This window comes from Frateuria sp. GZRR35 (assembly GCF_051900415.1).
Taxonomy (GTDB): domain Bacteria; phylum Pseudomonadota; class Gammaproteobacteria; order Xanthomonadales; family Rhodanobacteraceae; genus Frateuria_A.
Map to the genome: position 1 here is coordinate 49,874 of NZ_JBHZGL010000007.1, position 26,945 is coordinate 76,818.

The 26,945-nt window shown below is 63.2% G+C and carries 23 protein-coding genes; 6 read left to right on the forward strand and 17 right to left on the reverse strand.

The genetic code is table 11. The features are described 5' to 3' along the window. Window positions 1–234: 234 nt before the first annotated feature. The 6 genes from ACFWZ3_RS10005 to ACFWZ3_RS10030 are packed head-to-tail and all read right to left on the reverse strand — an operon-like array spanning window position 235 to window position 9,108. Window positions 235–3,939: a polysaccharide pyruvyl transferase family protein gene (locus tag ACFWZ3_RS10005; RefSeq protein ID WP_439707591.1), complete on the reverse strand. Its 3,705-nt coding sequence runs from the start codon at window positions 3,937–3,939 to the stop codon at window positions 235–237. Window positions 3,940–3,943: 4 nt separating this feature from the next. Beyond that, the gene (locus ACFWZ3_RS10010) at window positions 3,944–5,281 is read right to left on the reverse strand and encodes an ABC transporter ATP-binding protein (RefSeq protein WP_439707592.1); all 1,338 of its coding nucleotides are present in this window, start codon (window positions 5,279–5,281) and stop codon (window positions 3,944–3,946) included. Then, window positions 5,281–6,525, reverse strand: coding sequence for a glycosyltransferase (locus ACFWZ3_RS10015; RefSeq protein ID WP_439707593.1), 1,245 nt, complete (start codon window positions 6,523–6,525; stop codon window positions 5,281–5,283). The genes ACFWZ3_RS10010 and ACFWZ3_RS10015 overlap by 1 nt, the downstream gene beginning before the upstream one ends. Next, complete coding sequence (locus tag ACFWZ3_RS10020; RefSeq protein ID WP_439707594.1) at window positions 6,509–7,114, reverse strand: acyltransferase; 606 nt, start codon at window positions 7,112–7,114, stop codon at window positions 6,509–6,511. Before ACFWZ3_RS10020 ends, ACFWZ3_RS10015 begins: the two co-directional genes overlap by 17 nt. 10 nt (window positions 7,115–7,124) lie before the next feature. Then, window positions 7,125–7,901, reverse strand: coding sequence for an ABC transporter permease (locus tag ACFWZ3_RS10025; RefSeq protein WP_439707595.1), 777 nt, complete (start codon window positions 7,899–7,901; stop codon window positions 7,125–7,127). Window positions 7,902–7,944: 43 nt separating this feature from the next. Next, window positions 7,945–9,108, reverse strand: a complete 1,164-nt coding sequence (locus ACFWZ3_RS10030) for a trans-sulfuration enzyme family protein (RefSeq protein ID WP_439707596.1) — start codon at window positions 9,106–9,108, stop codon at window positions 7,945–7,947. A 151-nt stretch (window positions 9,109–9,259) separates the two neighbouring features. On the opposite strand from ACFWZ3_RS10030, the gene rfbB reads away from it, so the two are divergent. Genes rfbB through ACFWZ3_RS10055 form a run of 5 tightly spaced genes read left to right on the forward strand, consistent with a single transcriptional unit; the run spans window position 9,260 to window position 14,131 of the window. After that, window positions 9,260–10,309 carry a dTDP-glucose 4,6-dehydratase gene (gene rfbB / locus ACFWZ3_RS10035; protein ID WP_439707597.1) on the forward strand — a complete coding sequence of 350 codons (1,050 nt, stop codon included), beginning with the start codon at window positions 9,260–9,262 and terminating at the stop codon, window positions 10,307–10,309. Window positions 10,310–10,319: 10 nt separating this feature from the next. Next, on the forward strand, window positions 10,320–11,207 hold the full coding sequence (gene rfbA / locus ACFWZ3_RS10040) for a glucose-1-phosphate thymidylyltransferase RfbA (protein ID WP_439707598.1): 888 nt from the start codon (window positions 10,320–10,322) through the stop codon (window positions 11,205–11,207). After that, complete coding sequence (gene rfbC, locus ACFWZ3_RS10045) at window positions 11,204–11,761, forward strand: dTDP-4-dehydrorhamnose 3,5-epimerase (protein WP_439707599.1); 558 nt, start codon at window positions 11,204–11,206, stop codon at window positions 11,759–11,761. Before rfbA ends, rfbC begins: the two co-directional genes overlap by 4 nt. Then, complete coding sequence (gene rfbD / locus ACFWZ3_RS10050) at window positions 11,758–12,750, forward strand: dTDP-4-dehydrorhamnose reductase (protein WP_439707600.1); 993 nt, start codon at window positions 11,758–11,760, stop codon at window positions 12,748–12,750. Before rfbC ends, rfbD begins: the two co-directional genes overlap by 4 nt. Continuing rightward, the gene (locus ACFWZ3_RS10055; RefSeq protein ID WP_439707601.1) at window positions 12,719–14,131 is read left to right on the forward strand and encodes a mannose-1-phosphate guanylyltransferase/mannose-6-phosphate isomerase; all 1,413 of its coding nucleotides are present in this window, start codon (window positions 12,719–12,721) and stop codon (window positions 14,129–14,131) included. The genes rfbD and ACFWZ3_RS10055 overlap by 32 nt, the downstream gene beginning before the upstream one ends. Before the next feature lie 154 nt (window positions 14,132–14,285). Here the strand turns inward: ACFWZ3_RS10055 and glmS are convergent, their stop codons facing one another. The 5 genes from glmS to ACFWZ3_RS10080 form a co-directional block, all read right to left on the reverse strand. Next, window positions 14,286–16,115: a glutamine--fructose-6-phosphate transaminase (isomerizing) gene (glmS, locus tag ACFWZ3_RS10060; protein ID WP_439707602.1), complete on the reverse strand. Its 1,830-nt coding sequence runs from the start codon at window positions 16,113–16,115 to the stop codon at window positions 14,286–14,288. A 71-nt stretch (window positions 16,116–16,186) separates the two neighbouring features. Continuing rightward, entirely contained in the window at window positions 16,187–17,557 is a 1,371-nt protein-coding gene (locus tag ACFWZ3_RS10065) for a pyridoxal-phosphate dependent enzyme (RefSeq protein WP_439707603.1), read from the reverse strand. A gap of 209 nt (window positions 17,558–17,766) precedes the next feature. Then, complete coding sequence (locus ACFWZ3_RS10070; protein WP_209622183.1) at window positions 17,767–17,994, reverse strand: YdcH family protein; 228 nt, start codon at window positions 17,992–17,994, stop codon at window positions 17,767–17,769. Between the two features lie 335 nt (window positions 17,995–18,329). Continuing rightward, window positions 18,330–18,989, reverse strand: a complete 660-nt coding sequence (locus ACFWZ3_RS10075) for a hypothetical protein (RefSeq protein WP_439707604.1) — start codon at window positions 18,987–18,989, stop codon at window positions 18,330–18,332. Continuing rightward, a complete protein-coding gene (locus tag ACFWZ3_RS10080) occupies window positions 18,986–19,498 on the reverse strand; it encodes a DUF4398 domain-containing protein (protein ID WP_439707605.1) in 513 nt (170 codons plus the stop codon). Before ACFWZ3_RS10080 ends, ACFWZ3_RS10075 begins: the two co-directional genes overlap by 4 nt. 161 nt (window positions 19,499–19,659) lie before the next feature. On the opposite strand from ACFWZ3_RS10080, the gene ACFWZ3_RS10085 reads away from it, so the two are divergent. Further along, complete coding sequence (locus tag ACFWZ3_RS10085; protein ID WP_342451989.1) at window positions 19,660–20,775, forward strand: PilT/PilU family type 4a pilus ATPase; 1,116 nt, start codon at window positions 19,660–19,662, stop codon at window positions 20,773–20,775. A gap of 293 nt (window positions 20,776–21,068) precedes the next feature. Here ACFWZ3_RS10085 and mnhG read toward each other — a convergent pair whose 3' ends face one another. From mnhG to ACFWZ3_RS10115, 6 genes are read right to left on the reverse strand one after another with little or no spacing between them, the layout of a single operon-like run. Beyond that, window positions 21,069–21,410 carry a monovalent cation/H(+) antiporter subunit G gene (gene mnhG, locus ACFWZ3_RS10090; RefSeq protein WP_439707606.1) on the reverse strand — a complete coding sequence of 114 codons (342 nt, stop codon included), beginning with the start codon at window positions 21,408–21,410 and terminating at the stop codon, window positions 21,069–21,071. Next, a complete protein-coding gene (locus tag ACFWZ3_RS10095) occupies window positions 21,407–21,688 on the reverse strand; it encodes a K+/H+ antiporter subunit F (RefSeq protein WP_209622171.1) in 282 nt (93 codons plus the stop codon). Before ACFWZ3_RS10095 ends, mnhG begins: the two co-directional genes overlap by 4 nt. Next, window positions 21,685–22,170, reverse strand: coding sequence for a Na+/H+ antiporter subunit E (locus ACFWZ3_RS10100; protein ID WP_439707607.1), 486 nt, complete (start codon window positions 22,168–22,170; stop codon window positions 21,685–21,687). The genes ACFWZ3_RS10095 and ACFWZ3_RS10100 overlap by 4 nt, the downstream gene beginning before the upstream one ends. After that, entirely contained in the window at window positions 22,167–23,720 is a 1,554-nt protein-coding gene (locus ACFWZ3_RS10105) for a monovalent cation/H+ antiporter subunit D (protein WP_439707608.1), read from the reverse strand. Before ACFWZ3_RS10105 ends, ACFWZ3_RS10100 begins: the two co-directional genes overlap by 4 nt. After that, window positions 23,717–24,055 (reverse strand): Na+/H+ antiporter subunit C, encoded by a 339-nt coding sequence (locus ACFWZ3_RS10110; RefSeq protein ID WP_439707609.1) that lies wholly within the window; start codon window positions 24,053–24,055, stop codon window positions 23,717–23,719. The genes ACFWZ3_RS10105 and ACFWZ3_RS10110 overlap by 4 nt, the downstream gene beginning before the upstream one ends. Then, window positions 24,055–26,943, reverse strand: coding sequence for a monovalent cation/H+ antiporter subunit A (locus ACFWZ3_RS10115; protein ID WP_439707610.1), 2,889 nt, complete (start codon window positions 26,941–26,943; stop codon window positions 24,055–24,057). The genes ACFWZ3_RS10110 and ACFWZ3_RS10115 overlap by 1 nt, the downstream gene beginning before the upstream one ends. Window positions 26,944–26,945 lie beyond the last annotated feature (2 nt).

A 26,945-nucleotide genomic window follows, 5' to 3' on the forward strand; every position in this document is an offset into this window, starting at 1 on the left:
GACCATCACGTCGCGTCGCATCCGTACGAAGTGCAAGCAGCTTCCGTGTATTTCCTCGCAACCGGCCGGTCCGCAGAAAGCGTAAATAAAGGCCGGGAGCGAAGGCGAGCAACGCCTGCAAGGCTAGGGATTTAACGGCATGTGGCTTCACTTCAACTGTCCTGCGCCGATTACATCAATCCATTACCGCGGCAGTCGCACTTGTTGGAGCTTCCAACAGCCCGGACGGACAGTTCAAGCGGAGTAATCGACAAAGAAGTCAGGGAACCCGGACCATTTCCGACGAAAATAGTCAGCATTGCGAATAAAAAGCTTTCTGTACCGTTCGCTGCCCTCACTCGCCCCGGTTGTTTGGTGCGGCTGATGCCGTATGCCGGCAAGATCGCGCAATGCCACTCGGAACCCTGCCTTCTTGATCTGGAAACAGATATCGGTGTCTTCGAAGCATGTCGGATCGTAAAAAGTATCGAAGCCCTCGATTCGTTCAAACAGCTCCTTCCTCATGAACATGCCGCTGGTGCCAAGAAAGCCTATGTCGTCGCGATATCCCTTTGCCAATGCCGACGCATTCATGCCCCTTCTTGGCACATAGTCGGAAATGGTGCCTCCCAGATCAGATCGAGACGCGTCGAACCAGCCCGCATTCCACCCGATGGCACCAACCGTAGGCTCCGTTTCTAGAATATGGACGGCTTCGGCAAAGCAAGACGGCGAGGTCAACCATTGATCCGAATCGAAAAAGGCTACAAACCGTCCGGTGGATGCCTTCACGCCGAGGTTGCGACCGGACGAGCAGCCGTTTTCAGTGTTGCGCAAGAGCGTGACCTTGGGGTGCGAACCAAAAAGTTGCTCCACCAGATCGGCGCCGCCGTCCGAAGATTGGTTATCTACAATGACGAGCTCATGCAGCCAAGGGGCACAATGCTCAAGCATGGTAGAGACGCAGCGCTCGATGATCCTACGGTTGTTGTGGATAAGCACAACCACGCTGACCGAGGATGGAAACTCCCCACGCATCAGTTGTTCGACACGTCCGAGCCAGCAATTGCGCGAAACAAAATGATAGTCTTCGCGCGGCTCAACAGAATTGATCGCCGTCGACCACCGCATTTGACCCAGAATATGAAGATTCGCCGATGGACCTGCGTCCACCGATGCATCCGTGATGACAGGACGTTCGAGCAGTAAAGCAGCATTGATCAGCGCGGACGTCTTTTGCGAAGCGAGTCTTCCGCCATTGGCAACCAGAACCACATCTGCCGCAGCCAAGAAGCTGGCGCGTCGGTCTTCGTCCAACGTCACCGCTATTGCGCGTTGGCCATCAGCAACGAGTCCGCCATCGACAACGATATGGTCGTGCGGCAAATGAAGGGCCAGCTCATCGACGACGGAGCCTGCGTCGACGCCGTCCGCAATCAGAAGAATGTTTCGTCGGCGCTTGCGGAACTCTTGCGGGTAGGGATAGCGCATGTATGAATCAAACTCCTCGTTGTCGCCAGCGTCCGCCAGCCGCTCTACTTCAAGCTCCGCTATGAAAGGTGTTCCCGCTCCATCGCGGGATACCGCACGATCGACCAGGGTCCTGAGGAAATCGATTTGTTCAGCGACGACATCCGACATGTCGACCGAGGACAAATCGAGAATGATCTGTGCCCCCCGCTCCCGGGCCATCCTGGCCACTTCCAATGCCGGTGCGGAAAGATCCGCCAGAAGGATTCGCGTCGTGGTGTCAGTTACTTCCCTCAGCAAGCCCGCATCGCTTGTCAACAAACGGGCTTGGCAAGAACGCGGCACCTCTTGGTCAGACGTGGCACCTACGTGCCAGACGCGCACAAAAAAACCCGCTCGGTCGCCTGCTGCCGCGAGCGCCGCAGCGCGGGTTGGCCAACCGTTCTCCTGCATGGAGCCGGCGATGACCAGAAGGCGCTCGACTCGGACCGGGCGCACATCGGCGGTCTCTATTCCAGCGCCAACCGCAAGCTCCTGCGTTTTCTCAAGCGACCGACCAAAGGTCGATATCCGTCGGAGGAACTGCTGTGTGGCCACGCGCAGCCCATGGCGGCGCCAGACGGCCGCGATTTTGAAGGGTGCCGCCGCGATCCGGATGGCATCGCGACGTAAGACCGAGAGTAAGCCAGTCAGACGCCGCCACTTCTGCTGCGTTTGCGCGACCTTGAGTCTGACCTCGCTCAGTTCGCCCTCCAGATGGTTTACCCGCGAAACCAACTGTGCAATGTAGATTTCCTTATCTTGAATGTAGGCATCACGATGAAGGAGCTCGTCTGCACTTTCTTCCAGCTCCAATTGCAGTGCCCGCGCACGGTCGCCGAGTGCAATGATCTGGTCCGTTTGACCACTGAGTTCCCCTTGCAACATTTTCAAATCTTCCCGCTGTCGATCGCACACGATATTCTTGTTTGTCAAGTCGCCGAGGAGCAGTTCAAGTCTTTCCTGAGATTCGGCCAACTGGTTGCGCACCATAGATCCACGCTCGCGTTCCTCTTTGAGCTCACTTTCAATCATGGCTCGATAGGTCTCGTGCGTGTGCTCCGCTTGCTGCAGCTTGCGCTGATTCTCCTCGAAGCCCCTTGCCAGTTCGCGCAGCTCGAGAATGCTTGCGCTGGCAGCCTCGAGCTGTGCGTCCCGCTCCGCCAACATGATGTCTCTATAGTCGAGTAGCTCGTGCGCCAGTTGACTCTTCGCCTTTGTCGCCCTCAGATCCCCAAGGGATTGTTGTAGCCACGTGCCGAGCCAATCATAGTTGCCTGCCTTCCATTGCTTCTTTTCAGCTCGCATAGCCCGGCACGAGCTGAGAAGCTTCAGATGGACCATCGCTTGTTCCTCCAAGGAGGAGACTTGGTCATCCGAAGGTTTCCATGTTTCCTGTCCTCCCATCAGCGTAGCTAGCGCCCTTGCATAGTGTTCTGCAGGGTCGCGCAAAGCGACCCTAAGCGCGGGCGGCAACCCAGCCATGATGTGCGCTTGCGACATCTTCTCGTCGTATTCCAGGCCGGCGACGGGCTTTCTCGCGAGCAAACCTAAAATGCTGGCGTGCAACCGCATGGATACGATCGCATCTGCACTAGACAAAATAGTCCAGGCTTCATAGGGCGTAGCAGGCGTAAGCAGCGTGCCCTTTGCCCAGTCAGGCACCCGCGAGCGCAACTCTTCGAGTAGCGCCAGGTCCGAGGTCGCGCCACTGGCGCCAATATTCGCCTGAAAGGCAACCCATTCCACAGACCAACCATCCGGTACAACGCTGTTGATGGCGCCAACGAGCTTGTCTTTCCAATCCTCTTCTAGGCTCCACTCGCGAACAACCAGGGCGAGGGTCCTTCCTTGATGGCTTTTTACTGAAGGCTGCTGCTCCGGACCGCCCTTGGCACAGGATCGCGCATACAGCCAACCGGGATCGGGGCCAACCAATACCTCTCTGGTTACCCCGATCTGGCGTAGCAATCTGAGCGACTCGGGATCCCGGACCGAAACGGCGGCGGCCATATCAAAAACTTCGCGGACCACGTCGCGCGAATCAGGCTTGTCGAGCGGACCTACACCATGCCCCCAGATAATCACAGGAACACCAAACTGCCGCGCCATGAGGATCGGCCTGGCGTATGCCGCAATATCATTCAAAACGGGGTCGTACAAGCCCTGCTGCCGGAACGGGTGATGGTCCTGAAAAATTCCGCCTCCCCCCATGATAAGAATGTCTGCCCACTGCAACGCCCCGGCGATTTCGCCAAGATTATTGAAGTCGACAGCATCTATACCGTGCATCTTGCGACTCATCGCGGGATCAGCGCTGGCGATCATCAGTGAGCCGCCAAGCTCCGCAATCTGCCGTTTCAGTACCGCCAAAAGTGCCTCGTCGCCGACGTTAGGCGCGCCATACCAACCTACCGCCAAAGCATTGAATTCGGTCCCGGCAAAATTCATATAGTCATGGACCTTCGAGGGGTATGAACAGCGGAATGGGTGCCAGCCATCCGTGGCCAGAATGCGGTTGCGGCAAGACATCGACGTGTCCCGCGTAGGGAACACGTGCGTGGCGGTGATACTCACCACTGTCGATGTCGCCAACTCCTACTGCAACAATGTAGCGATTTCCCGTGAAGGCAAGCACAAGCTCCCACCGGAACGCATACTCCCCCGGGCCCGTGGGCGCTACTTCCAACTGCATATTTTGGGTAGTTCCCGACCACAGCGCGATATCGTCGACGCTTTTCAACTGCACGCCATAACACGGGGAATCGATATATCGATGAACACGAATGCGCACGACAATTACAAGTCGTTCCCCATAGCTGAATGTCGTACGTTGCCTTCCAGACGCATCCTGCAACTCTATGGAAAGAATTTCGCTCGCAACGCCGGCTTCTGTTGTGGTTTCGATCGAGGTCGCCGGCGATGGTCGTGTAGCAGGTACCGCGCCGGCCTGGTCACTCATCGCCCTATGTTCGTCTGCATAGATGACTGCGCCGCCCTCTTCGTCCACCAAGTCATCGGCATAACGTTTGACGACATCTCTGCAAGGCCCATCCAACACGACCATGCCCTGGCGCAAATAAATGCCACGATCGCAGTACTCGAGGAGCGTGTTGGTCGAGTGCGTCACCAAAATGATGCTCACGCCTTCGGATTGCATCTTCCGGATACGAGTCAAACATTTTGTCTGGAACGCGGTATCTCCGACTGCCAGCGCCTCGTCTACAACCAGGATGTCCGGTGACACATGTATCGCTGTGGAAAACGCGAGACGCACATACATGCCTGAAGAATAAGTCTTGACGGGCTGATCGATAAATTCACCAATGTCCGCAAACTTCTCTATAACGGGCATCAGTTCCGCCATTTCTCTCGACCCGATACCGATGATGCTACCGGCGAGATATACATTTTCACGGCCGGTAAACTCAGGATTGAAGCCTGCACCTAGCTCGAGCAGGGCCGAAATCCTGCCATTAACCTGTACAGAGCCCCTGTTGGCCTGCAGGGTCCCGACGATGATCTGTAACAATGTCGACTTACCACTACCATTACGGCCGATGATACCCACGGTCTCGCCGCGCGCTATCTGGAAGCTGACATCACGCAAGGCGTGAAACAGCTTTGGCGATCGCGGCTCCAAACCGACAAATCGACGGATGCGGTTTTTGATGGGTAGCATCAACCGCTCAGCCGGTTGGCCGTATATCCTGAATACCTTATCGACTGAGTGCACGGACACGGCAGCGGGCTGCGTCGCCTCTGCGGTTACTTTGATCGATTTGGAACTCATCAGAGTACGCCGACCCGTTCGTAGGCCATCCGCTTGGCACCAAGACTGGCAGACTCGGAGTAGCACTCATTCATGAGGCGCAATCCGGCAACAGAAAGAGCATGCATACGGGCCGGCTCCTGCGCAGCCAGGATGATCTCCTTGCCGAACGCAGATGGGTCATCCCGAATGATGATGTCCCGCCCATCAACTGCCCCTATTCCCTCACATCCCTTGCTGGTGCTCAAAACTGGCACGCCCGAAGACATCGCCTCGACGATCTTTACGCGTATGCCTCCACCTGATAGCAAAGGCACGATCAATAGGTGAGCTTCTCTCAACATATAATCGATGTCCTCCACGAAACCGTGGACGAATACGTGGGTCCCATCGTGCAACATGCTGAGCTCATCCGGAGGATTGCTTCCGCAAAAATGTAGGGCGATGTTGTTAGCAACGAGCGCTTCTCTCAAGCCAGGAAAAATCTCTCGTACAAACCAACCAACGCCTTCCGCATTGGGATACCACCCAAAACCGCCCATCCACAGTACATTGAAACGCTCCTTTGTCTTTTGCTCGTAAGGCACGCCCTCCTTCTTGAAATAGAGAGGCATGAGGTATTTCGGCACATCCGCCATGACCCGCTGCATGTCATTGGCGGAAATGAACGTCATGGCAGCAAAACCAAACCCGTTCTCTATCTCTACGCGATGGGCAGCATGACGGCTGCGACGCGCGACCCACTCCATGAATCGAAGTCGCCAGCCATGCAAACCATTTGGCAACCAAAAAGGAAAGATATCGGACTCTATATTATGACTTACCAGTAACGCGGGCCGATGCAGAAACTTACGAAAAAACGCTAGATGTGAAGAGTTAATCTCAAGCGCATCCACTCGATGCCTGCGAACTATGCGCCGGGCCGCCCTCACTGCTGAGCGACTACAATAGCTTGCATCAATGAAGGGCAGCCCACGAAGCGCGTGCCGAAACAGGCGAACCGCGCGTCGCACACGTGGCATTTGGAACGGCATCAGTGGGCGCTTTTCCAGGTGCACCGATTTGAATACTTGCCTGTACAGATGCCGATGGCTTTCCACCTTCCTGACGTCTTCGTTCCCGCCGACGAAGCAGAAAAGGTGATAGTCAATCTCCTCAGTAAACGGCGCCAGCGCGTTGACCGCATAGATGTCCCCCCCTGCCACGGCGGGCAAGGGCGGCGCCAACATGAACACCAGCACCTGCTTCCTATTTTGCGGTTTCATCAAAGATGTCGGTATCAAAATAAGGGGAGAATTTAGTCGTGTACTGGATGTTGGGGTTACGGTTGCCTATTTTTTTAGCAGGCACGCCTCCTACAACCTCGTACGGAGCCACGTCGCGATTGACGACGGCCCCCGCCGCCACCACGGCCCCTTCACCAATGGTCACGCCAGGAAGAATGATTGCGCGCGCCCCGATCCACACGTGGTCGTGGATCGTCACTGCCCCACCTATGGCAGGAAACGTCGGTTCGTTGTGGTCGTGATGCAAGCTCAGAATGCACGTTTGAAACGAGATATTGACATTGTTGCCAATAATGACGCCCACCCGCCCATCGAGGTACGTTTCCCTGTTCACAACACAGTTGTTGCCGATCCGCAGGTTCGCCCGAGCCGGGTATCCGGTAACGAAAACCCGCATACTTACGTGTGTATCGCTACCTAACGAAACACCAAGTATCCGTTTCATGTAAGCGCGACGTACCCACTCGCTCGGAAAACGGGCAAAGAAGTTGTTCCCCAAATAGTACTTCAAGCCCATCAACACGTAAAAAAATCGCCGCCCCTTAAGCCAGCGCTTGATTTCACTCATGGACGGGTCCTCAGAGTACGTCGGCAAAACCATGTCGGCTAAGCCTGAACCAGGCATAGCCCACTACGCAGACGAGCAAGGCCAATAGCATTTGGAGCACGAGGCCGGCCCAGTCGGGCGCTCGTCCAAAGACGAGCACAGTACGCGCCTGCTCGATGATGCCCGTCAGGGGGTTGATCTGGAACACATGCCGATAGGCGTCAGGTATCTTCGATACCGAAAAGAAAACAGGTGACAGAAAAAGAAGCACCTGGGAAAAAACGCCCACGACCTGATTTACATCGCGCACAAATACTCCGATCGAGGCCAGTATCCATCCCAGGCCCAAGCCATAAAGCACCAAGGGAGTCATGATTGGGACGATCCAGATCGCCGTCAGAGGCACTCCGTTGCCAAGAACGACCAGCGCGGCCATAAGCACGATCATGCTGATTGCCCAATGGAACAACGCTGACCCGCAAGAAACGACCGGCAGGATCTCGATGGGGAATACTACTTTCTTGACATAGTTCACGTTGCCCGTGATCAACCCCGGCGCTCGATTGATGCACTCGGCGATAAAGCCATACATCACTAGCCCAACGAACAGGAGTATGGCGAAGTCAGCCTTGCTCTCGTTTTCTATTCCCCATCTTATTTTCAGGATCACTGAAAAAAACATGGTGTAGACAAGAAGCATCAGTAACGGATTGATGAACGACCACAGGATGCCTAACATCGACCCCTTGTAGCGACCAACGACCTCCCGTTTCGTCAGTTGGTAAATAAGGCCAAAATGGTTCGCCACGACGTCTGTCCTTCCGCTATCCAGGTGCACTGCATCAACACGCTCAATCCAGTGCGTGCAGAATGTCCGCGACGAGATCATCGAGCGATTCCACTCCCACGCTCAAGCGCACCAGCCCACCGACGATGCCCAGCTGTTCTCGCCTGCCCAAAGGTATCGACGCATGGGTCATGATCGCCGGATGCTCGATAAGGCTCTCGACTCCTCCAAGGGATTCGGCTAACGCAAAGATCTTGCATCGCTCAAGCACGCGTCTGGCCTTCTTGAGCCCTCCCTTGACCTGGATCGTCACGATTCCACCAAAGCCATGCATCTGGCGACGGGCCAGCGCATGCTGCGGGTGGCTTTTCAACCCGGGGTAGACGACGCGCTCGATACCCGGATGACGGTCGAGCACCTTCGCCAGCTCCATGGCGTTCTGGCAATGGGCATCCATGCGCAGGTGCAGCGTTTTCAGGCCGCGCATGGCGAGGAAGGCGTCGAACGGTCCGGCGATCGCTCCGACCGAGTTCTGCAAGAAGGCCATCTTTTCGGCCAACCCTTCGTTGCCGGCGACCACGATGCCACCGACCATGTCTGAGTGACCATTGAGGTACTTGGTCGCGGAGTGCAGGACCAAGTCGGCGCCAAATTCCAGTGGTCGCTGCACCATCGGCGAGCAAAACGTGTTGTCCACCACCAAGATCAAATCGTGCTTCTTCGCGAAAGCTGCAACCTTGGCCAGATCGACCAGCTTGAGCATTGGGTTGGTAGGCGTCTCAGCCCAAATCATACGGGTGTTGGGCTTGAGGGCAGTCTTCAACGCCCGAGCGTCGTTGAGATCGACGAAATCGAAATTCAGCCCCGCCGACCGCCGACGAACCCGTTCGAACAACCGGTAGCTGCCGCCATACAGGTCGTCCATGGCGATCACGTGGCTGCCGGAGTCGAGCAGATCCAGCACCGTTGCCGCTGCAGCCAGACCGGAAGCAAAAGCAAAGGCGGCAACGCCACCTTCAAGGTCGGCTACGCAGCGCTCATAGGCCATCCGGGTGGGGTTCTGCGTGCGCGAGTACTCGTAACCCTTGTGCTTGCCTGGGCTCTCCTGCACGTAGGTCGAGGTGGCATAAATCGGCGTCATGATCGCGCCGGTGCTTGGATCCGGGAATTGGCCGGCGTGGATCGCCCGGGTCCCAAGAGCGAGGGGCAGATGCGTGTTCTTTGTCATAGGTTCGTCGTGCGGCAGCCGTCGGTCGTGCTGAAGGCGCCATCTTAACCGTCTGGCCGGCTTTTGCCTTAATTCAGGCTGGCCATCGCAGCGATCGGCGGAACACCTCATACCGATGGCACAATACGGTGCTCGAAAAAAAGGCCTGTAGATGGAAACACTCCTCGTCACCGGTGGTGCTGGCTTCATAGGCGCGAATTTCGTGTTGCAGGCGGTGGCCGACGGCCTGCGCGTGGTCAACCTGGACAAGCTCACCTACGCCGGCAATCTCGATACTTTGGCTTCGCTCCAGGCAAGCGACCGACACCTGTTTGCGCATGGCGACATCGGCAACCGCGCGCTGGTGGCGGGGCTGCTTGCCGAGCACCGCCCTCAGGCGATCGTCAACTTCGCCGCCGAATCGCACGTGGATCGCTCAATCGATGGCCCGGCCGCTTTCATCGAGACCAACGTCGTCGGGACCCTCGGGTTGCTCGAGTGCGCCCGCGACTACTGGTACGACCTGGACAGTCAGGCGCGCGAGGCGTTCCGGTTCCTGCACGTGTCCACCGACGAGGTGTATGGCTCGCTCGGCACCGAGGGCCAGTTTACCGAGACCACGCCTTACGCGCCCAACTCGCCCTATTCGGCGTCTAAGGCGGCGTCTGATCACTTGGTGCGCGCCTTCCACCATACTTACGGCCTGCCCACACTCACCACCAACTGCTCGAACAACTACGGGCCCTATCAATTTCCGGAGAAGCTTATCCCGCTGGTGATCCAGAAGGCATTGGCCGGTGAGCAAGTGCCAGTTTACGGCGACGGCCTGAACGTCCGTGATTGGGTGCACGTGAGCGATCACTGCAGCGCGATTCGCCGCGTGCTTGAGGCGGGTCGCGTGGGTGAGACATACAACGTAGGCGGCAACGCCGAGCGCGAGAACCTCATGGTGGTCAAGACCATCTGCGCCCTGCTGGATGCTCGCCGGCAGCTCGCGAACGGCCGCCCACGCGAATCGCTGATCAGTTTCGTCAGGGATCGACCCGGCCACGACCGCCGCTATGCGATCGACGCGGGCAAGCTTAAACGCGAGCTCGGCTGGGTGCCTAGGCAAACTTTCGAGAGCGGAATGGCACATACCGTGGACTGGTACCTTGCCAACCAGCTTTGGGTGCAGCGGGTGCTGGATGGCAGCTACCGCATGGAACGGCTGGGATCGTGAGGACTCGAGCATGAGCGGACGCAAGGGCATCATCCTGGCCGGCGGTTCCGGCACGCGCCTGTATCCGCTCACCCAGGGGATCAGCAAGCAACTGCTGCCGGTGTATGACAAACCAATGATCTACTACCCGCTGGCGATCCTGATGCTGGCGGGCATACGCGAGGTGTTGGTGATCAACACGCCGCATGAGCAGGCGCTGTTCGAACGGCTCCTAGGTGATGGGTCGCAGTGGGGTATGGATATCCGCTACGCCGTACAACCTTCGCCGGACGGTCTGGCACAAGCGTTTCTGATCGGCCGCGAGTTCCTTGCTGGCGCGCCAAGCTGCCTGGTCCTGGGCGACAATATCTTCTATGGCGTGGGCCTCACCGAGCGACTGCAGCGCGCGGCTTCGCGTGAGCATGGAGCCACTGTATTCGGCTACTGGGTACGCGATCCCGAGCGGTATGGCGTGGCGGAGTTCGACGCCAGCGGCCACGTGATCGGGCTGGAAGAGAAGCCAGACACGCCGAAATCGAACTACGCCGTCACGGGCCTGTACTTCTACGACAAACGCGCCTGCGACTTCGCCTCCGAGCTTAAGCCCTCGGCGCGCGGAGAGCTGGAGATCACCGACCTGAACCGTTGCTACCTCGACGAGGGTGAGCTGCATTTGGAACAGCTAGGTCGTGGTTATGCCTGGCTGGACACCGGCACGCACCAGTCGCTCATGGAGGCGGGCAACTTCATCCAGACCATCGAGCACCGCCAAGGCCTGAAGGTGTGCTGCCCCGAGGAGATTGCCTACCTCAAGGGCTGGATCGATGCCGCGCAGTTGCTGCGCCTAGCCGAGCCGCTTGCCAAGACCGGCTATGGGCAATACCTGGAACGTTTGCCCGAGCAGAGGTTAGTGCGATGAAGGTAGTGCAGACCCGTCTGCCCGGCGCCCTAATCATCGAGCCGCTTGTGTTCGGGGACGCCCGCGGCTTTTTCTATGAAAGCTACAGCCAGGCCAAGTACCGCGAGGCTGGCATTGACAGCACTTTCGTACAGTCGAATGTCTCGCACTCGTCACGCGGAGTGCTGCGTGGCCTGCATTACCAATGGCCGAATCCGCAGGGCAAGCTGGTGAGCGTCCTTGAGGGCGAGGTCTACGACGTAGCCGTGGACATCCGCCGAGGCTCGCCCACCTTCGGTCATTGGGCGGGCGTCATGCTCACGGCCGACAACCACCGCCATTTCTGGATCCCCGAGGGATTTGCCCACGGCTTCTGTGTGCTGTCCGAGTTCGCCACGTTCACCTATCAGTGCACCGCGCAGTACCAGCGCGAACACGACGCCGCCATTCGATGGAATGATGCGGACATCGGTATCGATTGGCCGATCAGCGCCCCGGTGCTATCAGACAAGGACAGTCGCGCACCTTTCCTGAAGGAGGTCCTGGGCAACCACCTGCCAGGCTACGCACCATGAAGATCCTGCTACTGGGAGCTAACGGCCAGCTGGGTCGGAGCTTCGTGCAGGACGCAGGCTTGGCGGCGCGCGGGGAACTGGTTGTGGCCACACGCGATGGCACCCTCTGGAACGGTGAGAGTGCGGAAGTAGCGGACCTGGCTGCACCAGGGTTCACCACAGTGCTCGATCGCGTGCGGCCTGGCGTGATCGTCAACGCTTCGGCCTACACCCATGTCGATCGCGCTGAACAGGAAGAAGCTCTGGCCACCCGCGTCAACGGCCGGGCGGTCGGCGAGCTGGGGGCCTGGGCTGTCGCGCATGGCGCGCTGGTGCTGCACTACTCGACCGACTACGTGTTCGATGGCGATGCAACGGCACCGTATCCCGTCGATGCGCACCCCGTTCCGTTGAGCGCTTACGGGCGAAGCAAGCTCGCGGGCGAGGAAGCGCTGCGCAGCAGCGGCGCGGAACATATGATCCTGCGCACCGCGTGGGTCTATGCAGCGCACGGCCAGAATTTCCTGCGCACCATATTGCGGTTGAGCACCGAGCGCGAGGAGTTGCGCGTGGTGGCCGACCAGGAAGGTGCGCCCACCTCTACCGCGCTGATCGTGCGTGCCAGCCTGGCCCTGCTCGACCGCTGGTTTGCTCAGCCCGACGCCCGCGTCCGATTGCACGGCACTCATCACGTCGTCGCCAGCGGCCACACCAGCTGGCACGGTTTCGCCAACGCTATCCTCGATGAAGCCTACCGGCGTGGATTGCTTGGCCGCCCGCCCCGAGTAGTTCCGATCGCCACCGCCGAATACCCCTTTGTGGCGCGGCGACCGCTTTGGTCGGTGCTCGACAACAGTGACTTCGAGCGGCAGGTAGACATGGCCCTCCCCCATTGGAGAGAAGGCCTGTGCGAAGTCATGAATTGTATCGTCAATCAACGCAACCTGCCTGAGAGAAGGCACCAAGGACCAGAGAAAGATGTTGATCCCCCTTATTCTGAGCGGTGGTAGTGGAACCCGGCTATGGCCAGTCTCGCGCAGAAATTTACCCAAGCAATTTCTCCCCCTTACAGGGGACGAAACGCTATTCCAGAAAACCTTGTCGCGTACGTCTGGTCTACCGAACCTAGCGCCTCCCATCGTGGTGGCCGCAGACGACCATCGCTTCCTGGCCGCCGAGCAACTTCGCGAGGCGGGTATCGACGAGGCCACCATCCTGCTCGAGCCACTCGCGCGCAACACCGCCCCGGCCATCGCACTCGGCGCTCTGTCGGCCATGGAACGCGACCCTGAGGCCATCCTGCTGGTTCTACCGGCCGATCATCTGATCGCAGAAGCGGCGCCATTTGAGCAAGCGGTACGCACCGCCTTACCTCTAGCTCATGCGGGCTGGCTGGTCACCTTTGGTGTCCGTCCTGATCGGCCCGAAACCGGGTATGGCTACATTCGCCGTGCGGAGGCGCTCGACGCGGGCGGGTTCCGCGTGGATCGGTTCGTCGAGAAGCCCGATCTTGAGACTGCTAAACGCTACATTGCGGGTAACGACCATGAATGGAATTCGGGCATATTCCTCTTCCGCGCCAAACGCTACCTGGAAGAATTGGCAATCCTCGCCCCTGAGATGCTCGCTACCGTGTGTGCCGCACACGCCGAGGCTCATCGCGACCTGGACTTTGTGCGGGTCGGCGCCGAGGCATTCGCCCGTGTGCCTGACGGCTCCATAGACTACGCTGTCATGGAGAAAACTGATCGCGCCGCGTTGGTTCCACTCGACTGCGGCTGGAGTGACATCGGATCCTGGTCGGCATTATGGCTCGCGGGTGAACGCGATACCGAAGACAATCTTCGTGAGGGAGACACCCTTGCGGTCGATACGCACCGCTGTCTACTGCGTTCCCATAGTCGCCATCTCGTCGCCACCGTCGGGGTAGACGACTTGGTCGTGGTAACCACGCCGGACGCCACTTTGGTGGCCCACCGGGATGCAGCTCAGAGCGTGAAATTGCTCGTCGACGAACTCAAGCGTTCAGACAGAAGTGAACACTCGCTTCACCGGGTAGTGCATCGCCCCTGGGGCAGCTACGATTCGTTGGAAGCAGCCGACCGGTTTCAGGTCAAGCGCATCATCGTCAAACCTGGAGCCGCCTTGAGTCTGCAAAAACACCACCACCGAGCGGAACACTGGATCGTGGTTTCCGGCACCGCCGAGGTTACCTGCGACAACAAGACATTCTTGCTTGGGGAAAACCAAAGTACATTCATTCCTCTCGGTAGCGTGCATCGGCTCTCCAATCCCGGGAAGGTGCCCTTGGAACTCATCGAAGTGCAATCAGGCAGTTATTTGGGCGAAGACGACATCGTGCGCCTGGACGACGTCTACGGTCGCGTCTGAGCCCAAAGCGGCTTTAAGCGATCGCCAGAACTGATCGACCAGGCCTTTCCTTAGGAAAAGACTCTGCACGAGACACGCGCTAGTGCAGAGATCCCAGTAAGTACCTCAACCACGCAACTCCAAATAGATGTCGCTCAGGAGTTGTAGCGCCCTGCTATTCGACGGTCACCGATTTGGCCAGGTTGCGCGGCTGGTCGACATCGGTACCGCGCAGTACGGCGACGTGGTAGGCGAGCAGCTGCAGCGGTACGGTGAACACCGCCGGTGCGATGAAGTCGCCGCCGCCGTCGATGCGCAGGGTGGTGCCGTTGGCATTGCCCGCATCCATCGGCGCGTCGCCATCGGCGAATACGATCAGCCGGCCGCCACGGGCGCGCACTTCCTGCAGGTTGGACTTGAGCTTGTCCAGCAGCGGACCGTTGGGCGCCACGGCAACCACCGGCATCGCCTCGTCGACCAGCGCCAGCGGACCGTGCTTGAGCTCGCCAGCGGGATAGGCTTCGGCGTGGATGTAGGAGATTTCCTTGAGCTTGAGCGAGCCTTCCAACGCGACCGGGAACTGCGCACCGCGGCCGAGGAACAGCGCGTGCTCCAGCGGCACGAACAGCGCGGCCAGGTCGACGATCTGCGGCTCGAGCTTCAGCGCCTCCTCGATCGCACGCGGCAGGTGCGCGAGCTGCACACACAGGTCGGCGTAGCGCGCCTTGTCCAGCCCGCGTTGCTCGGCGAGCTTCAGGCACAGCAGCGCCAGCGCGGCGAGTTGGGTGGTGAAGGCCTTGGTCGAGGCCACGCCGATCTCCGGACCGGCCCGGGTCATCAGCTTGAGGTCGGCCTCGCGCACCACCGAGGACTCGGGCACGTTGCAGATCGCCAGCGTGGCCAGGTAGCCGCGATGGCGCGATTCGCGCATCGCGGCCAGCGTGTCGGCGGTTTCGCCGGACTGCGAGATGGCTACGAACAGGGTATCGGCCGGCACCACCGTGTCGCGGTAGCGGTATTCGCTGGCCACCTCGACGTTGACCGGCAGGCGAGCGTGCTCCTCGATCCAGTACTTGGCGACCAGGCCAGCGTGGTAGCTGGTGCCGCAGGCGATGATGTGGATGCCCTTGACCTTCGCCAGCAACTCGTCGCCGCCGACGCCGAAGATGTTCGGCAACACGCCGTGTGGGCCGATGCGCGCCTCCAGCGTGTCGTTGACGGCGCGCGGCTGCTCGTGGATTTCCTTCTGCATGTAGTGGCGGTAGTCGCCACGCTCGACGGCGTCGGTGGACAGTTCGCTCTGATGCACCGCGCGCTCGACCGGCGTGCCGTCCAGGCCATACACCTGCACGCGGTCGCGGGTGATCTCGACCACGTCGTTCTCGTCCAGGTAGACCATGCGGTTGGTCACCTGGATCAGCGCCTGCGCGTCTGAGCCCAGGAAGTTTTCACCGATGCCGATGCCGACCAGCAGCGGCGCGCCCCGGCGGGCGCCGACCACGTGCCCGGGCTGGTCGGCGCTGATCACCGCGATGGCGTAGGCGCCCTCCAGCGAACGCACGGTGGCAAGCACCGCATCGCGCAGCGCCATGCCGCCGGCGATGCGCTCCTCGATCAGCGCGGCCATCACCTCGGTGTCGGTTTCGGAGGTGAACACATGGCCACGCGCTTGCAGCTCGGCGCGCAGCTCGGCGTAGTTCTCGATGATGCCGTTGTGCACCAGCGCCACGCGGCCGACCACGTGCGGATGGGCGTTGGCCTCGTTGGGCACGCCGTGAGTGGCCCAGCGCGTGTGCGCAATTCCGGTGCCACCACGCAGCGGGGCCGCCAGGTACAGTGCCTCCATCTCGCGCACCTTGCCCTTGGCTCGCACGCGGCGGATGTCGCCGCCATCGAGCACGGCCAGGCCGGCGGAGTCGTACCCGCGGTATTCGAGCGCCTTGAGGCCGGCGATCAGCAGCGGTGCGACATCGCGCTGGGCAGTGGCGGCAACGATTCCACACATGGGATCTGGCTTCCTTCGGGGCGAGGGCGCAGCGTAGTTACGGTTTCGCGAAGATGACGTCGTGACAGCGCTTAGTGCACCTTGCGCCGCAGGTAGTTCAACAGGTCGATGCGGGTGATCAGGCCCAGGAACTGCTCGCCGTCGACCACGATCGCCACGTGCCCGCGCTCGAACACCGGCAGCAGCGCTTCGATCGGAGAATGCACGTCGAGCTTGGTGAGCGAGCTGATCATCGCGGTAGAGACCGCATCGCGGAAGCGCACTTCGTTGGCGTGCACGTGCATCAGCACGTCGGATTCGTCCAGGATGCCGACCAGCTTCTCGCCGTCCATCACCGGCAGCTGCGAAACGTCGTAGAGCTTCATGCGGGTGTAGGCAGTCATCAGCAGCTCGTTCGGCCCGACCACCACCGTGTCGCGCTGCGCGAACGGACGCAGCAGCAGGTCGCGCAGGTCGCCGTGCTGTTGCCGCTCGATGAAGCCGTTATCCAGCATCCAGTAGTCGTTGTACATCTTAGACAGGTACTTGTTGCCGGTGTCGCAGACCAGCGTCACCACGCGCCTGGGCGTACCCTGCTCACGGCAGTATTTGAGCGCGGCAGCGACCAGCGTGCCGGTGGACGAGCCGCCCAGGATGCCTTCCTTCGCCAGCAGTTCGCGGGCGGTGAGGAAGCTTTCGCGGTCGGAAATGGCGTACGCCTTCTTCACCCGCGAGAAGTCGCTGATGGTCGGCAGGAAATCCTCGCCGATGCCCTCGACCATCCAGCTGGCGGACTTGTCCGAGAGCGTGCCCTCGTTGATGTACTGGGCAAGGATCGAGCCGACCGGGTCGGCCAGCACGATTTCGGTGTCCGGCGAATGCTCGGCGAAGTACTGCGACAGGCCGGTCATGGTGCCGGAGGAGCCGCATCCGACCACCACCGCATCGACCCGGCCATCCATCTGCGCGAGGATTTCCGGGCCGGTCGCCTCGATGTGCGCGCGCGGGTTGTCCGGGTTGCCGAACTGGTTGATGAAGTAGGCGCCAGGTGTTTCGCGGGCGATCCGCTCGGCCATGTCCTGGTAGTACTCCGGGTGACCCTTGGCGACGTCCGAGCGGGTCAGCACCACCTCGGCGCCCATGGCCTTGAGGTTGAAGATCTTCTCGCGGCTCATCTTGTCCGGCACCACCAGGATCAATCGGTAGCCCTTGGCCTGCGCGACCAGCGCCAGGCCAAGGCCGGTGTTGCCGGCAGTACCCTCGACCAGCGTGGCGCCCGGCTTGATCCTGCCGGCCTTTTCCGCACCTTCGATCATCGACAGGCCGATGCGATCCTTGATCGATCCACCTGGGTTGGCGCTCTCGAGCTTCAGGAACAACTCGCACAGCCCCGTATCGAGCCGCTGGGCTTTCACCATCGGGGTGTTCCCGATCAGCTCGAGCACGCTTTGGTTGACCGTCATGGCGACTCCGTCGAAAAGGCGGCGCCCGCAGGCGCTGGACAAGCCCGGAATGATAACCGAGCGGCCCGGGCAAGCTGTAGGCGACACCCTGGGCGCCGCCGGCATGGCGGTCGCGCGCCGCAGGCGCTCCTGCGGTTTTCGAAGACCAGAAACACGCGGCCCCGGCGCTTCGCGAAGAAGGGCCGGGGCCGCCAGGAAAACGGAGGATTTCAGTGGATCTGCGGGACTCGCGCATCCCACATGCGTTGCAGGCGTTCCTTGGCGTGGAGTTTTTCTTTCTTCATGCCGGCCAAGGTGACATCGTCGATGGGAAGCACGCCGATCTCGGCATCGTGCACCTTGCTTTTGAGTTCGCGGTGGTGCTGGAAAAGCCGACGGAATTCGGCGTCGGCTTTCATCAAGGCTTCGACATCGTCACGCTGCTGGTTTTCGAACATGATCCGACCTCCTCGCGAGATGAGCGGGCGCGTGATCGGCACGCCCGCGGGCGGATGAAGCGCGCGCACCCACGCCCCGTACGCATGGAGCGACACAGGGACCAACAGTGCGGGGGGAATGGGCGCATGTTTCAGGTCAGTGAGCCATGGAACGGGTGTGCCGTGGCAGCCCTGACCCTACTCTCGCCCCCCGGGGCGCGCAAGCCACCGCGGGAACCCGCGGGGGGATGCGGTTTGTGCGGTTGAGCTCGGCTGTTGCGGCATCACCTGTAGGAGCGCCCTTGGGCGCGACCGGGATGGCGGTCGCGCCCAAGGGCGCTCCTACAGGGCCAAGCTCAGTGGCCCTTCGTGCCCTTGCTGGAGCTCTTCTTCGGCGAGGGCTTTTCGGGCGCAGGCGCGGAGGATTCATCCCCCTGCATCTGCGAGCGCATGGCACGCGCGGCCTGGGCGGCCGCTTCGGCCTCGCGGCGGGCGGCACGGGCGACGCGGCTCTGCGCGGCGGCCAGCTTCTTGGCCCGCTCGGCCTCCGCACGCGCCTGCTCGGCGGCCTGCGAGGCCTCCATGCCCTGCTGCTGCAGGCGGGCGGCCTCTTCCTGAGCCATCTGGTACTGCATGCGCTGGCGCTCCAGCTCCATGCGGGCGGCTTCCGCCTCGCGGCGGCTGGCCTCCAGCAGGATCTGGGCATGCTCGCGGTCGAGCTGGTCGAGCTTTTCGCGGGCGTCCTGCAGCTGCGCGGCCGCCTTGGCCAGATCGACCCGGCGTTCGGCCAGGTACAGCGCGTGCGGGCGTTCACTGCGGCTGGCCTGTTCCAGGCGGTCGATCGCCGCATGCGCCAGCGCCTGCTCGGCCTGGGCGTAGGTGCCCAGGGTAGGGTCGCTGGCCAGCTGGTTGAGGCTGGAAGTGAGCCGGTTCACGTCCATGTCGTCCTGACGCGCCAGGGCCGGGCCGGCCAGCGTCATCAGGCCGATCAACGCGGTGGTGGCAAGGCGCTTCATCGCTGGCCTCCGTCGTTCGTCTGGGTGCTCGTCGAAGGCGCGGGCATCGGCTGGAAGCCGCCGTCCTGCGGCAGCGGCGCGGACAGCACCGAGGCCGACGGGGCCGGCATGTCCTGCAGGGTCTCGGGCGAGCTGCTGGCGGAAGCCGGGGCGGGCGCCGGGGCCCGCTGAGCATGGGCCTCGGTCTGCTCGCGCAGGCGGGTGTTCTCCTCGACCTTGGCCTGGATCTGCGCCCTCGCGCTGCCCAGCTGGGCGCGGGTGCGGGCCAGTTCGGCGTCGGCGCGGGCCTCCTCGGCCAGATTGGCGGCGTCGGCGTACTTGCGGGCCGCCATGGCGGTCTGCGCCTGCTGGAACTTGGCCTGGGCGAACCCGAGGTCGACCGGGTCGTAATCGGCCGCACCGGCGTCGCGCGCGGACTGCAGCAGCGCCTGGGCCTGGTTCATCGACGCGTCCGGCGGGGGCACGGTAGCGCAGCCGGCCAGTGCCAGCATGGCCAGCCCCAGAGTCAAGCCCCCCGTCGCCCTGCCGATACGCTTCAAGCGCCCGGGCGGCCGGGAAAAGATGTGCACCATCACTCAGTCCTCGCGCAGTGTCGCCGCGTATTGTGGGCAGGCATAATCTCGCTTTGCAACGCGCCAAACGGCGGCGCGATTACTTTTAGGGGTCCTTCGTGGATATCGGTTACTTCCTCAAGCTGATGGTAGACAAGGGCGCGTCGGACATGTTCCTGACCACCGGCGCCCCGGTGAACATCAAGGTCGAGGGCAAGCTCTACCCGCTTGGCAACACCGGCCTGCCCGGCGGCATGGTCAAGAAGATCGCCTACTCGCTGATGGACGAGGGCCAGGTGCCGCAGTTCGAGCGCGACCTGGAACTGAACATGGCGCTGGCGGTGAAGGAAGCGGGCCGCTTCCGCATCAACGTGTTCAAGCAGCGCGGCGAAGTGGGCATGGTGATCCGCGCGATCAAGAGCGAGATCCCCTCGATCGACCAGCTCCAGTTGCCGACCATCTTCCGCGACCTGATCATGGAGCAGCGCGGGCTGATCCTGGTGGTGGGCGCGACCGGCTCGGGCAAGTCGACCACGCTGGCGGCGATGCTCGACCACCGCAATTCCAACTCGCCGGGCCACATCCTCACCATCGAGGACCCGATCGAGTACCTGCACCGGCACAAGAAGTCGATCATCAACCAGCGCGAGGTCGGGCTGGACACGCACAGCTACCACGAGGCGCTGAAGAACGCGATGCGTGAGGCGCCGGACGTGATCATGATCGGCGAGATCCGCGACACCGACACGATGGAGGCGGCGGTCGCCTTCTCCGAGACCGGCCACCTGTGCCTGGCCACGCTGCACTCGAACAACGCCGACCAGACGCTCGAGCGCATCCTCAACTTCTTCCCCGAATCGGCGCACAAGAACGTGCTGATGAACCTGGCGCTCAACCTGCGCGCGGTGATCAGCCAGCGCCTGGTGATCGGCAAGGACGGCCGTCGCGTGCCGGCGGTGGAAGTGCTGCTCAACACGCCGCTGATCCGCGACATGATCCGCCGCGGCCAGATCCACGAGATCAAGGAGGCGATGGACCGCAGCCTGCAGGAAGGCATGCAGACGTTCGACCAGTCGCTGTACAAGCTCTACAAGAGTGGTCGTATCGAGCTGGAAGAGGCGCTGGCCAAGGCCGACTCGCGCGACGGGCTGGCGCTGAAGATCCGCCTGTCCGAAGGTGGCGGCGCCGAGTCCACCGAACTGGTCGGCAATGATCCATACGGCCTGGGGTTCTGAGGTTTCAGGCCAAGTGGACAAGAAAGGGCGCAGCAATGCGCCCTTTTTCTTTGCTCACTCTCCCCTCCAGGGAGCGGGTTGGGGTGAGGGGGCCACGCTGGCGGTGAAATACCCGCCCGAAGCAGGCGACGATCTCAGCCACCCTTCGCACGGGCAAGCAGCGTCGCGAGCCCCGGCCCCTCACCCCAGCCCTCTCCCCGGAGGGGAGAGGGATCAGGGCGCCTTCGCACGAACAAGCACCTTCGCGAGCCCGCTCCCGCCCTCTTCCCGAGCAGAGCAGCCAGGCAAGGCTTTTACCGCGGCGGCATCTGCTTTCCCTCCTCGACGCGGTGCCGATACAGCGCCGCACGCACCAGCAGCATCAGTGTGATCGGTGTGGTCAGAGTAAGGAACACGCCGATCAGGATCACGTGCAGCACCGGCCGGCCCTGCAGTATCGAGAAGCAGACCACCGACGCGGCCACCATGAAGAAGGTGCCCAGCGTGCTGCCGAGCGTCGGCGCGTGCACGCGCTTGTAGAAGTCACGCAGCCGCAGCAGCCCCAGCGAGCCTATGAAGGTGAAGCTGGCGCCCAGCAACACCAGCACGCCGACCAGTACGGCCGCCCACGGCGGCAGGCCATCGAGATGATTCATTCGATCACCTCCCCGCGCAGCAGGAATTTCGAAAACGCCACCGTACCGGCGAAACCCAGCAGCGCGATGATCAGCCCGGCCTCCACGTAGAGCACGCTGCCGGTGCGGATACCGATCGACAGCAACAGCAGCATCGCGTTGACGTAGAGCGCATCCAGCGCCAGCACGCGATCCTGCGCGCGCGGCCCGCGCACCATGCGGATGATCGCGCAGGCCATCGCCAGCAGCAGCAGGAGCTGGGCGACGACCACGGCGATCGCGAGGAAGCCGTGGCTCATTGGAAAATCTCCTTGAGCGGTTGCTCGTAGCGCCGCTTGATCGTGTCGATCCAGACCGACTCGTCGACCAGGTCCAGCACATGGATCAGCAGCACGTTGCGGCGCGAATCGTGGTCCACCCAGATCGTCCCCGGCGTCGAGGTGATGATGCAGGCCAGCGCCGCCAAGCCGTAGGGATCGGTAAGCTCCAGCGGAATCTCGACGAAGCCGGAAACGACACGGCCGCGCCGGCGCATCACGATGCCCACCACCGCAAGGTTGGAGCGCACGATGTCGCGGATCACCCGCAGCAGCAACCGCACCATCAGGTGCGCGTTGCGTACCCGCGCGGACGGCGCACGCAGCTTGCCGAACGCCCACGCCAGGCCCAGCGCGATCACCAGGCCCGCCAGCACGGTGCCCGGCGCCAGGCTCTGCTGAAGCAGCAGCCAGGCCAGCAGCAGGAAGCTGGCCATCAGCGGATGCGGTACGAAGCGGTTCAAGGCAGCACCGCGCGGATGTAGTGCGCCGGCGCATGCAACTGGGCCGCCGTGTCCATCAGGTAGCGCAGCGGGAGCTCGGCCAGCACGGTCAGGCCCAGGCACAGCGCCAGCAGGATCACCACCGAGGCCGCCTCGCCCGCGCGGATGGCGGGGAACACCCAGCCCTCGTCGGCCCAGAAGATCTGGATACCGGTGCGGCACATCGCGATCACCGTACACAGGCCGGCGGCCACGATCAGCGCGAACAGGGTCACCGCGCCGACCCCGCCTCCCAGCATCGGCGCCAGCAACGCGAACTTGGCCAGAAAGCCGGACAGCGGCGGCAGCCCTGCCAGCACCAGCGCGCAGACCAGGAAGCACGCACCCAGCAAGGCCACCGGCGCGGGCAGGCCGGCCTGGCTTTCGTCCTCGTCGGCGTAGAGCGCCATGCCCGTCGGGTCGTAGGCTTCCAGCAGCGAGGCGCCCTCGGCGTCCTCGCGCGGCGCAATCAGCCCGGCGAGCAGGAAGAACGCGGCGATCGCCAGCGTCGAGACGACCAGGTAGGCCAGCGCGCCGGCCGTCACCGCCGGCTGCTGCAGGCCGACTGCGCCAAGCAGGCTGCCGGAGGAGACCAGCACGTTGTAGCCGGCGAGCTTGCCCAGTTCGCGCGCGCCCAGCATGCCGACCACGCCAACCGCCACCGTCGCCGCCCCGCCCCACAGCAGCCAATCGGCGCCGAAGTGCGCCGAGGCGGCGCCGGCGCCATCGCCGAACAGCAGCAGGCTGAGCCGCAGCAGCACGTACACGCCCACCTTCGTCATCACCGCGAACATCGCCGCCACCGCCGGCGGCGCGGCGGCATAGGTGCGGGGCAGCCAGAAGCCCAGCGGCCACATCGCCGCCTTGACCAAAAAGGCGATGCCCAGGATCGCCGCGCCGGCGTGCAGCAGCGCGCGCGTGTTGTCCGGCACCTGCGGCACCAGCTGCGCCAGCGCCGCCATGTTGAGCGTGCCGGTGACACCAAAGATCAGGCTCACCCCGACCAGGAACAGCATCGAGGCGAGCAGGTTGACCACGATGTAGTGCATGCCCGCGCTGACCCGCCGCGCGCCCGGCCGATACAGCGCCAACCCGTAGGAGGCGGCCAGCAGCACCTCGAAGAACACGAACAGGTTGAACAGGTCGCCGGTGAGGAAGGCGCCATTGAGCCCCATCAGCAGGAACTGCACCAGCGGCTGCACCGGCCCGCCCGGCTGCCGCCGCCGTCCCAGGGCGCAGGGCAGCAGCGCCAGCGCCAGCACCGCGGTGAGCAGCAGCATCAACGCCGACAGCCGGTCCGCCACCAGCACGATGCCGAAACGCGCCGGCCAGTCGCCGATGCGGTAGACCGCGGCCGGCTCATCACCTGCGCTCACCTGCAACAGCAGCGCCACGGCCAGCCCCACCAGCGCCACGCAGGAGGCCGTGCCCAGCGTCGCCACCGCACCGCGCCGGCGCTCGCCCAGCAACAACTGCAGCGCGCCGACCGCGAGCGGCAACACGATCGGCCACACCAGCAGGTGCGCGCTCACGGGGTGCCGTCCTTGCCGTCGACGTGGTCGTTGCCGGTCAGCCCGCGCGAGGCCAGCAGCACCACCAGGAACAGCGCAGTGGTAGCGAAGCCGATCACGATCGCGGTGAGCACCAGCGCCTGTGGCAACGGGTCGGTGTACCGCGAGAGATCGGCACCGTCGCGCAGCACCGGATCGGCGCCGGTACGCAGCCCGCCGATGCAGAAAATGAACAGGTTGACCGCGTAGGACAGCAGGGTCAGCCCGATGATCACCTGGAAGGTGCGCGGGCGCAGCAGCAGCCACACGCCGCAGCCCGCCAGCAGGCCGATCGCCAGGGCCAGCACCAGTTCCATCAGCGGTCCTCCCGGGCGTCGTCGGCGGGTGCGCGCGGCCGACGCAGCGACTGGTGCGCCAGCGCCACCAGCATCAGCGAGGTCGCGCCCACCACCACGCCGAACACGCCCAGGTCGAACAGCATCGCCGAGGCCAGCGGCAGCTCGCCCAGCAGCGGCAACACCAGGTGACGCGAGTGCGAGGTGAGGAAGGGATAGCCCAGCAGCATCGAACCCAAGCCTGTGGCCACCGCCAGCAGCAGGCCGGCGCCGATCCAGCGCACCGGCGCCACGCGCAGGCGCGTCTCCACCCAGCGAGCGCCACGCGCCATGTACAGCAGGATCAACGCCACCGACACGGTGATGCCCGCGGCAAAACCACCGCCGGGAAGATCGTGCCCGCGCAGGAACAGGTGCACGCCGAACAGCACGATCACCGGCGCCATCAACTGGATGATCAGCCCCGGGATACGCAGGTAATCGGCCAGCGCCGGCCGCGCATCCGCGCCGGCGGCCGCATCCCAGGCCGCCTGCAGGCGCTGCTGCGCGGGCGCGTCCACGCTCTCGGCGGCCGGGCGGAAGCGCCGCAGCAGCGCGAAGACCGAGAGCGCCACGATCGCGAGCACGGTGATCTCGCCCAGCGTGTCGAAACCGCGGAAGTCGACCAGGATCACGTTGACCACGTTGCGCCCGCCGCCTTCGCTGTAGGCACGCTCCAGGAAGAAATGCGAGATCGAGTCGGCCACCGGATGGCGCATCGCCGCGTAGGCCAGCGCCGCCAGGCCCAGCCCTGCGGCGGCCGCGACCAGCGCATCGCGGTACCGGCGCAGCCGCGCGCGCGGCGTGTCCGGCGACAGTCCCACGATGCGCTTGGGCAGCCAGCGCAGCCCGAGCAGGATCACGATGGTGGTGACGACCTCCACCAGCAGCTGGGTCGCGGCCAGGTCCGGCGCCGACAGCCACACAAAGCTCACGCACGACACCAGCCCGGCACCGCCGGTGAGCAGCAGCGCGGCCAGCCGGTGGAACTTGGCCTGCCACGCCGCACCCACGGCGCAGGCGCCGCCGAGCAGCCACAGCAGCGCGAAGGCCGGGTCCACGCCCGAGGCGCGCAGGCCGAAACGCAGCGGCGTGCCCCACATCGCGAGCCCTGCGGCGACCATCGCCGCCAGCACGATCAACAGCAGTTGCGGCTGCAGCCGGCGCCCGGGGAAGGTGCGCTCCAGCGCGCCCGGCAAAGTCGAGGTAAGCAACGCCAGCGCGCGCTCAAACAGCAGCCGCCCGCTCAGCCGCCCCAGCAGCGGCACGGTGTCGCGCGCGGCGAACCAGCGTCGCAACACCGCGTAGGTCACGCAACCGGCGGCGAATGCCACTGCGCTCATGAGCAGCGGCGCGTTCAGCCCATGCCACACCTTGAGATCGAACGCCGGCGTGTCCGCCCCCAGCACCGCGCGCGCCGCCGCATGCAGGAACGGCCCGATCACCCGTGCCGGCAGCACGCCCACCAGCACGCAGGCCAGCGCCAGCAGGCCGATCGGCAGGCGCATCCAGCGCGGCGGCTCGTGCGGCTGGCGCGGCAGCACCGAGCGCGGCCGACCGAAGAACACGCCGACCACGAAACGCAGCGAATAGATCACCGAAAAGGCGCTGGCCAGCACCGCGATCGAGGCCGACAGCACGTCCACCACCGGGCCGCGGTGCGTGGACACCGCTACCGCGAAGAACATCTCCTTGGAAAGGAACCCGTTGAGCAGCGGCACGCCGGCCATCGCCGCCGCGGCGATCACCGCCAGCGTGGCGGTGATCGGCATGGCGTGGCGCAGGCCGCCGAGCCGACGCAGGTCGCGCGTACCGGCCTCGTGGTCGACCGCGCCGGCGGCCATGAACAGCGAGGCCTTGAACGTAGCGTGGTTGACGATGTGGAAGATCGCCGCGACCGCGCCCAGCGCGCTGCCCAGGCCGAGCAGCATGGTGATCAGCCCCAGATGGCTGATCGTCGAGTAGGCCAGCACGGCTTTCAGGTCGCGCTGGAACACCGCCGCCGCCGCGCCGAGCAACAGGCTGAGCAGGCCGGCGCCGCCGACGATCCAGAACCACGCGTCGGTGCCCGAGAGCACCGGCCAGAAGCGCAGCAGCAGGAACACCCCGGCCTTGACCATCGTCGCCGAGTGCAGGAACGAAGACACCGGCGTGGGCGCGGACATCGCCTGCGGCAACCAGAAGTGGAACGGGAACTGCGCGCTCTTGGTCAGCGCGCCCAGGAGCACGAGCACCAGCATCGGCGTGTACAGCGCCGAGGCGCGCACGCGCTCGCCGGCAGCGAGGATTGCGTCCAGGTCATAGCTTCCCGCGATGCGCCCCAGCAGCATCATCCCGGCGAACAGGCACAGGCCGCCGCCAGCGGTGACGATCAACGCCATGCGCGCGCCCTCGCGCGCCGAGGCGCCCTGGTTCCAGTAGCCGATCAGCAGGAACGAGAACAGGCTGGTGAGCTCCCAGAAAAACACCAGCTGGATCACGTTGCCGGACATCACCACGCCCAGCATCGAGCCCATGAAGGCCAAAAGCTGCGCGTAGAAGCGCGTGAGCGGATCCTCCGGCGGCATGTAGTAGCGCGCGTACATGCCCACCAGCAGGCCGATGCCGCAGACCAGCATCAGGAACAGCCAGGAAAAGCCGTCCACCCGCAGCACCAGTTCGAGCCCCAGCGAGGGCACCCAGCGCACGACGTGGCGCAGCGCCGTGCCGTCGGCCAGCGCCGGATGCAGCGCGGCCGACAGCACCAGTCCGACCGCCGCGGTCACCAGCATCAACCCGGTCGCCGCCTGCCGCCCGCGCAGCCACGGCGCCACCAGGCTCGCCGCGAACGGCAGGCAGAGGATGGCGAGCGAGGCTGTGTCGTAGGGCATCA

Bases quoted from the DNA above. Each gene is read 5' to 3' on its own strand.
- ACFWZ3_RS10030 (WP_439707596.1), bottom strand. From the start codon at position 9,108: ATGACAAAGAACACGCATCTGCCCCTCGCTCTTGGGACCCGGGCGATC.
- ACFWZ3_RS10075 (WP_439707604.1), bottom strand. From the start codon at position 18,989: ATGAAGCGCCTTGCCACCACCGCGTTGATCGGCCTGATGACGCTGGCC.
- rfbA (WP_439707598.1), top strand. From the start codon at position 10,320: ATGAGCGGACGCAAGGGCATCATCCTGGCCGGCGGTTCCGGCACGCGC.
- ACFWZ3_RS10010 (WP_439707592.1), bottom strand. From the start codon at position 5,281: ATGAGTTCCAAATCGATCAAAGTAACCGCAGAGGCGACGCAGCCCGCT.
- ACFWZ3_RS10115 (WP_439707610.1), bottom strand. From the start codon at position 26,943: ATGCCCTACGACACAGCCTCGCTCGCCATCCTCTGCCTGCCGTTCGCG.
- rfbC (WP_439707599.1), top strand. From the start codon at position 11,204: ATGAAGGTAGTGCAGACCCGTCTGCCCGGCGCCCTAATCATCGAGCCG.
- rfbB (WP_439707597.1), top strand. From the start codon at position 9,260: ATGGAAACACTCCTCGTCACCGGTGGTGCTGGCTTCATAGGCGCGAAT.
- ACFWZ3_RS10005 (WP_439707591.1), bottom strand. From the start codon at position 3,939: ATGAATTTTGCCGGGACCGAATTCAATGCTTTGGCGGTAGGTTGGTAT.
- ACFWZ3_RS10015 (WP_439707593.1), bottom strand. From the start codon at position 6,525: ATGAAACCGCAAAATAGGAAGCAGGTGCTGGTGTTCATGTTGGCGCCG.
- ACFWZ3_RS10095 (WP_209622171.1), bottom strand. From the start codon at position 21,688: ATGAGCCACGGCTTCCTCGCGATCGCCGTGGTCGTCGCCCAGCTCCTG.
- ACFWZ3_RS10070 (WP_209622183.1), bottom strand. From the start codon at position 17,994: ATGTTCGAAAACCAGCAGCGTGACGATGTCGAAGCCTTGATGAAAGCC.
- rfbD (WP_439707600.1), top strand. From the start codon at position 11,758: ATGAAGATCCTGCTACTGGGAGCTAACGGCCAGCTGGGTCGGAGCTTC.
- mnhG (WP_439707606.1), bottom strand. From the start codon at position 21,410: ATGAATCATCTCGATGGCCTGCCGCCGTGGGCGGCCGTACTGGTCGGC.
- glmS (WP_439707602.1), bottom strand. From the start codon at position 16,115: ATGTGTGGAATCGTTGCCGCCACTGCCCAGCGCGATGTCGCACCGCTG.
- ACFWZ3_RS10110 (WP_439707609.1), bottom strand. From the start codon at position 24,055: ATGGAACTGGTGCTGGCCCTGGCGATCGGCCTGCTGGCGGGCTGCGGC.
- ACFWZ3_RS10055 (WP_439707601.1), top strand. From the start codon at position 12,719: ATGTTGATCCCCCTTATTCTGAGCGGTGGTAGTGGAACCCGGCTATGG.
- ACFWZ3_RS10065 (WP_439707603.1), bottom strand. From the start codon at position 17,557: ATGACGGTCAACCAAAGCGTGCTCGAGCTGATCGGGAACACCCCGATG.
- ACFWZ3_RS10020 (WP_439707594.1), bottom strand. From the start codon at position 7,114: ATGAGTGAAATCAAGCGCTGGCTTAAGGGGCGGCGATTTTTTTACGTG.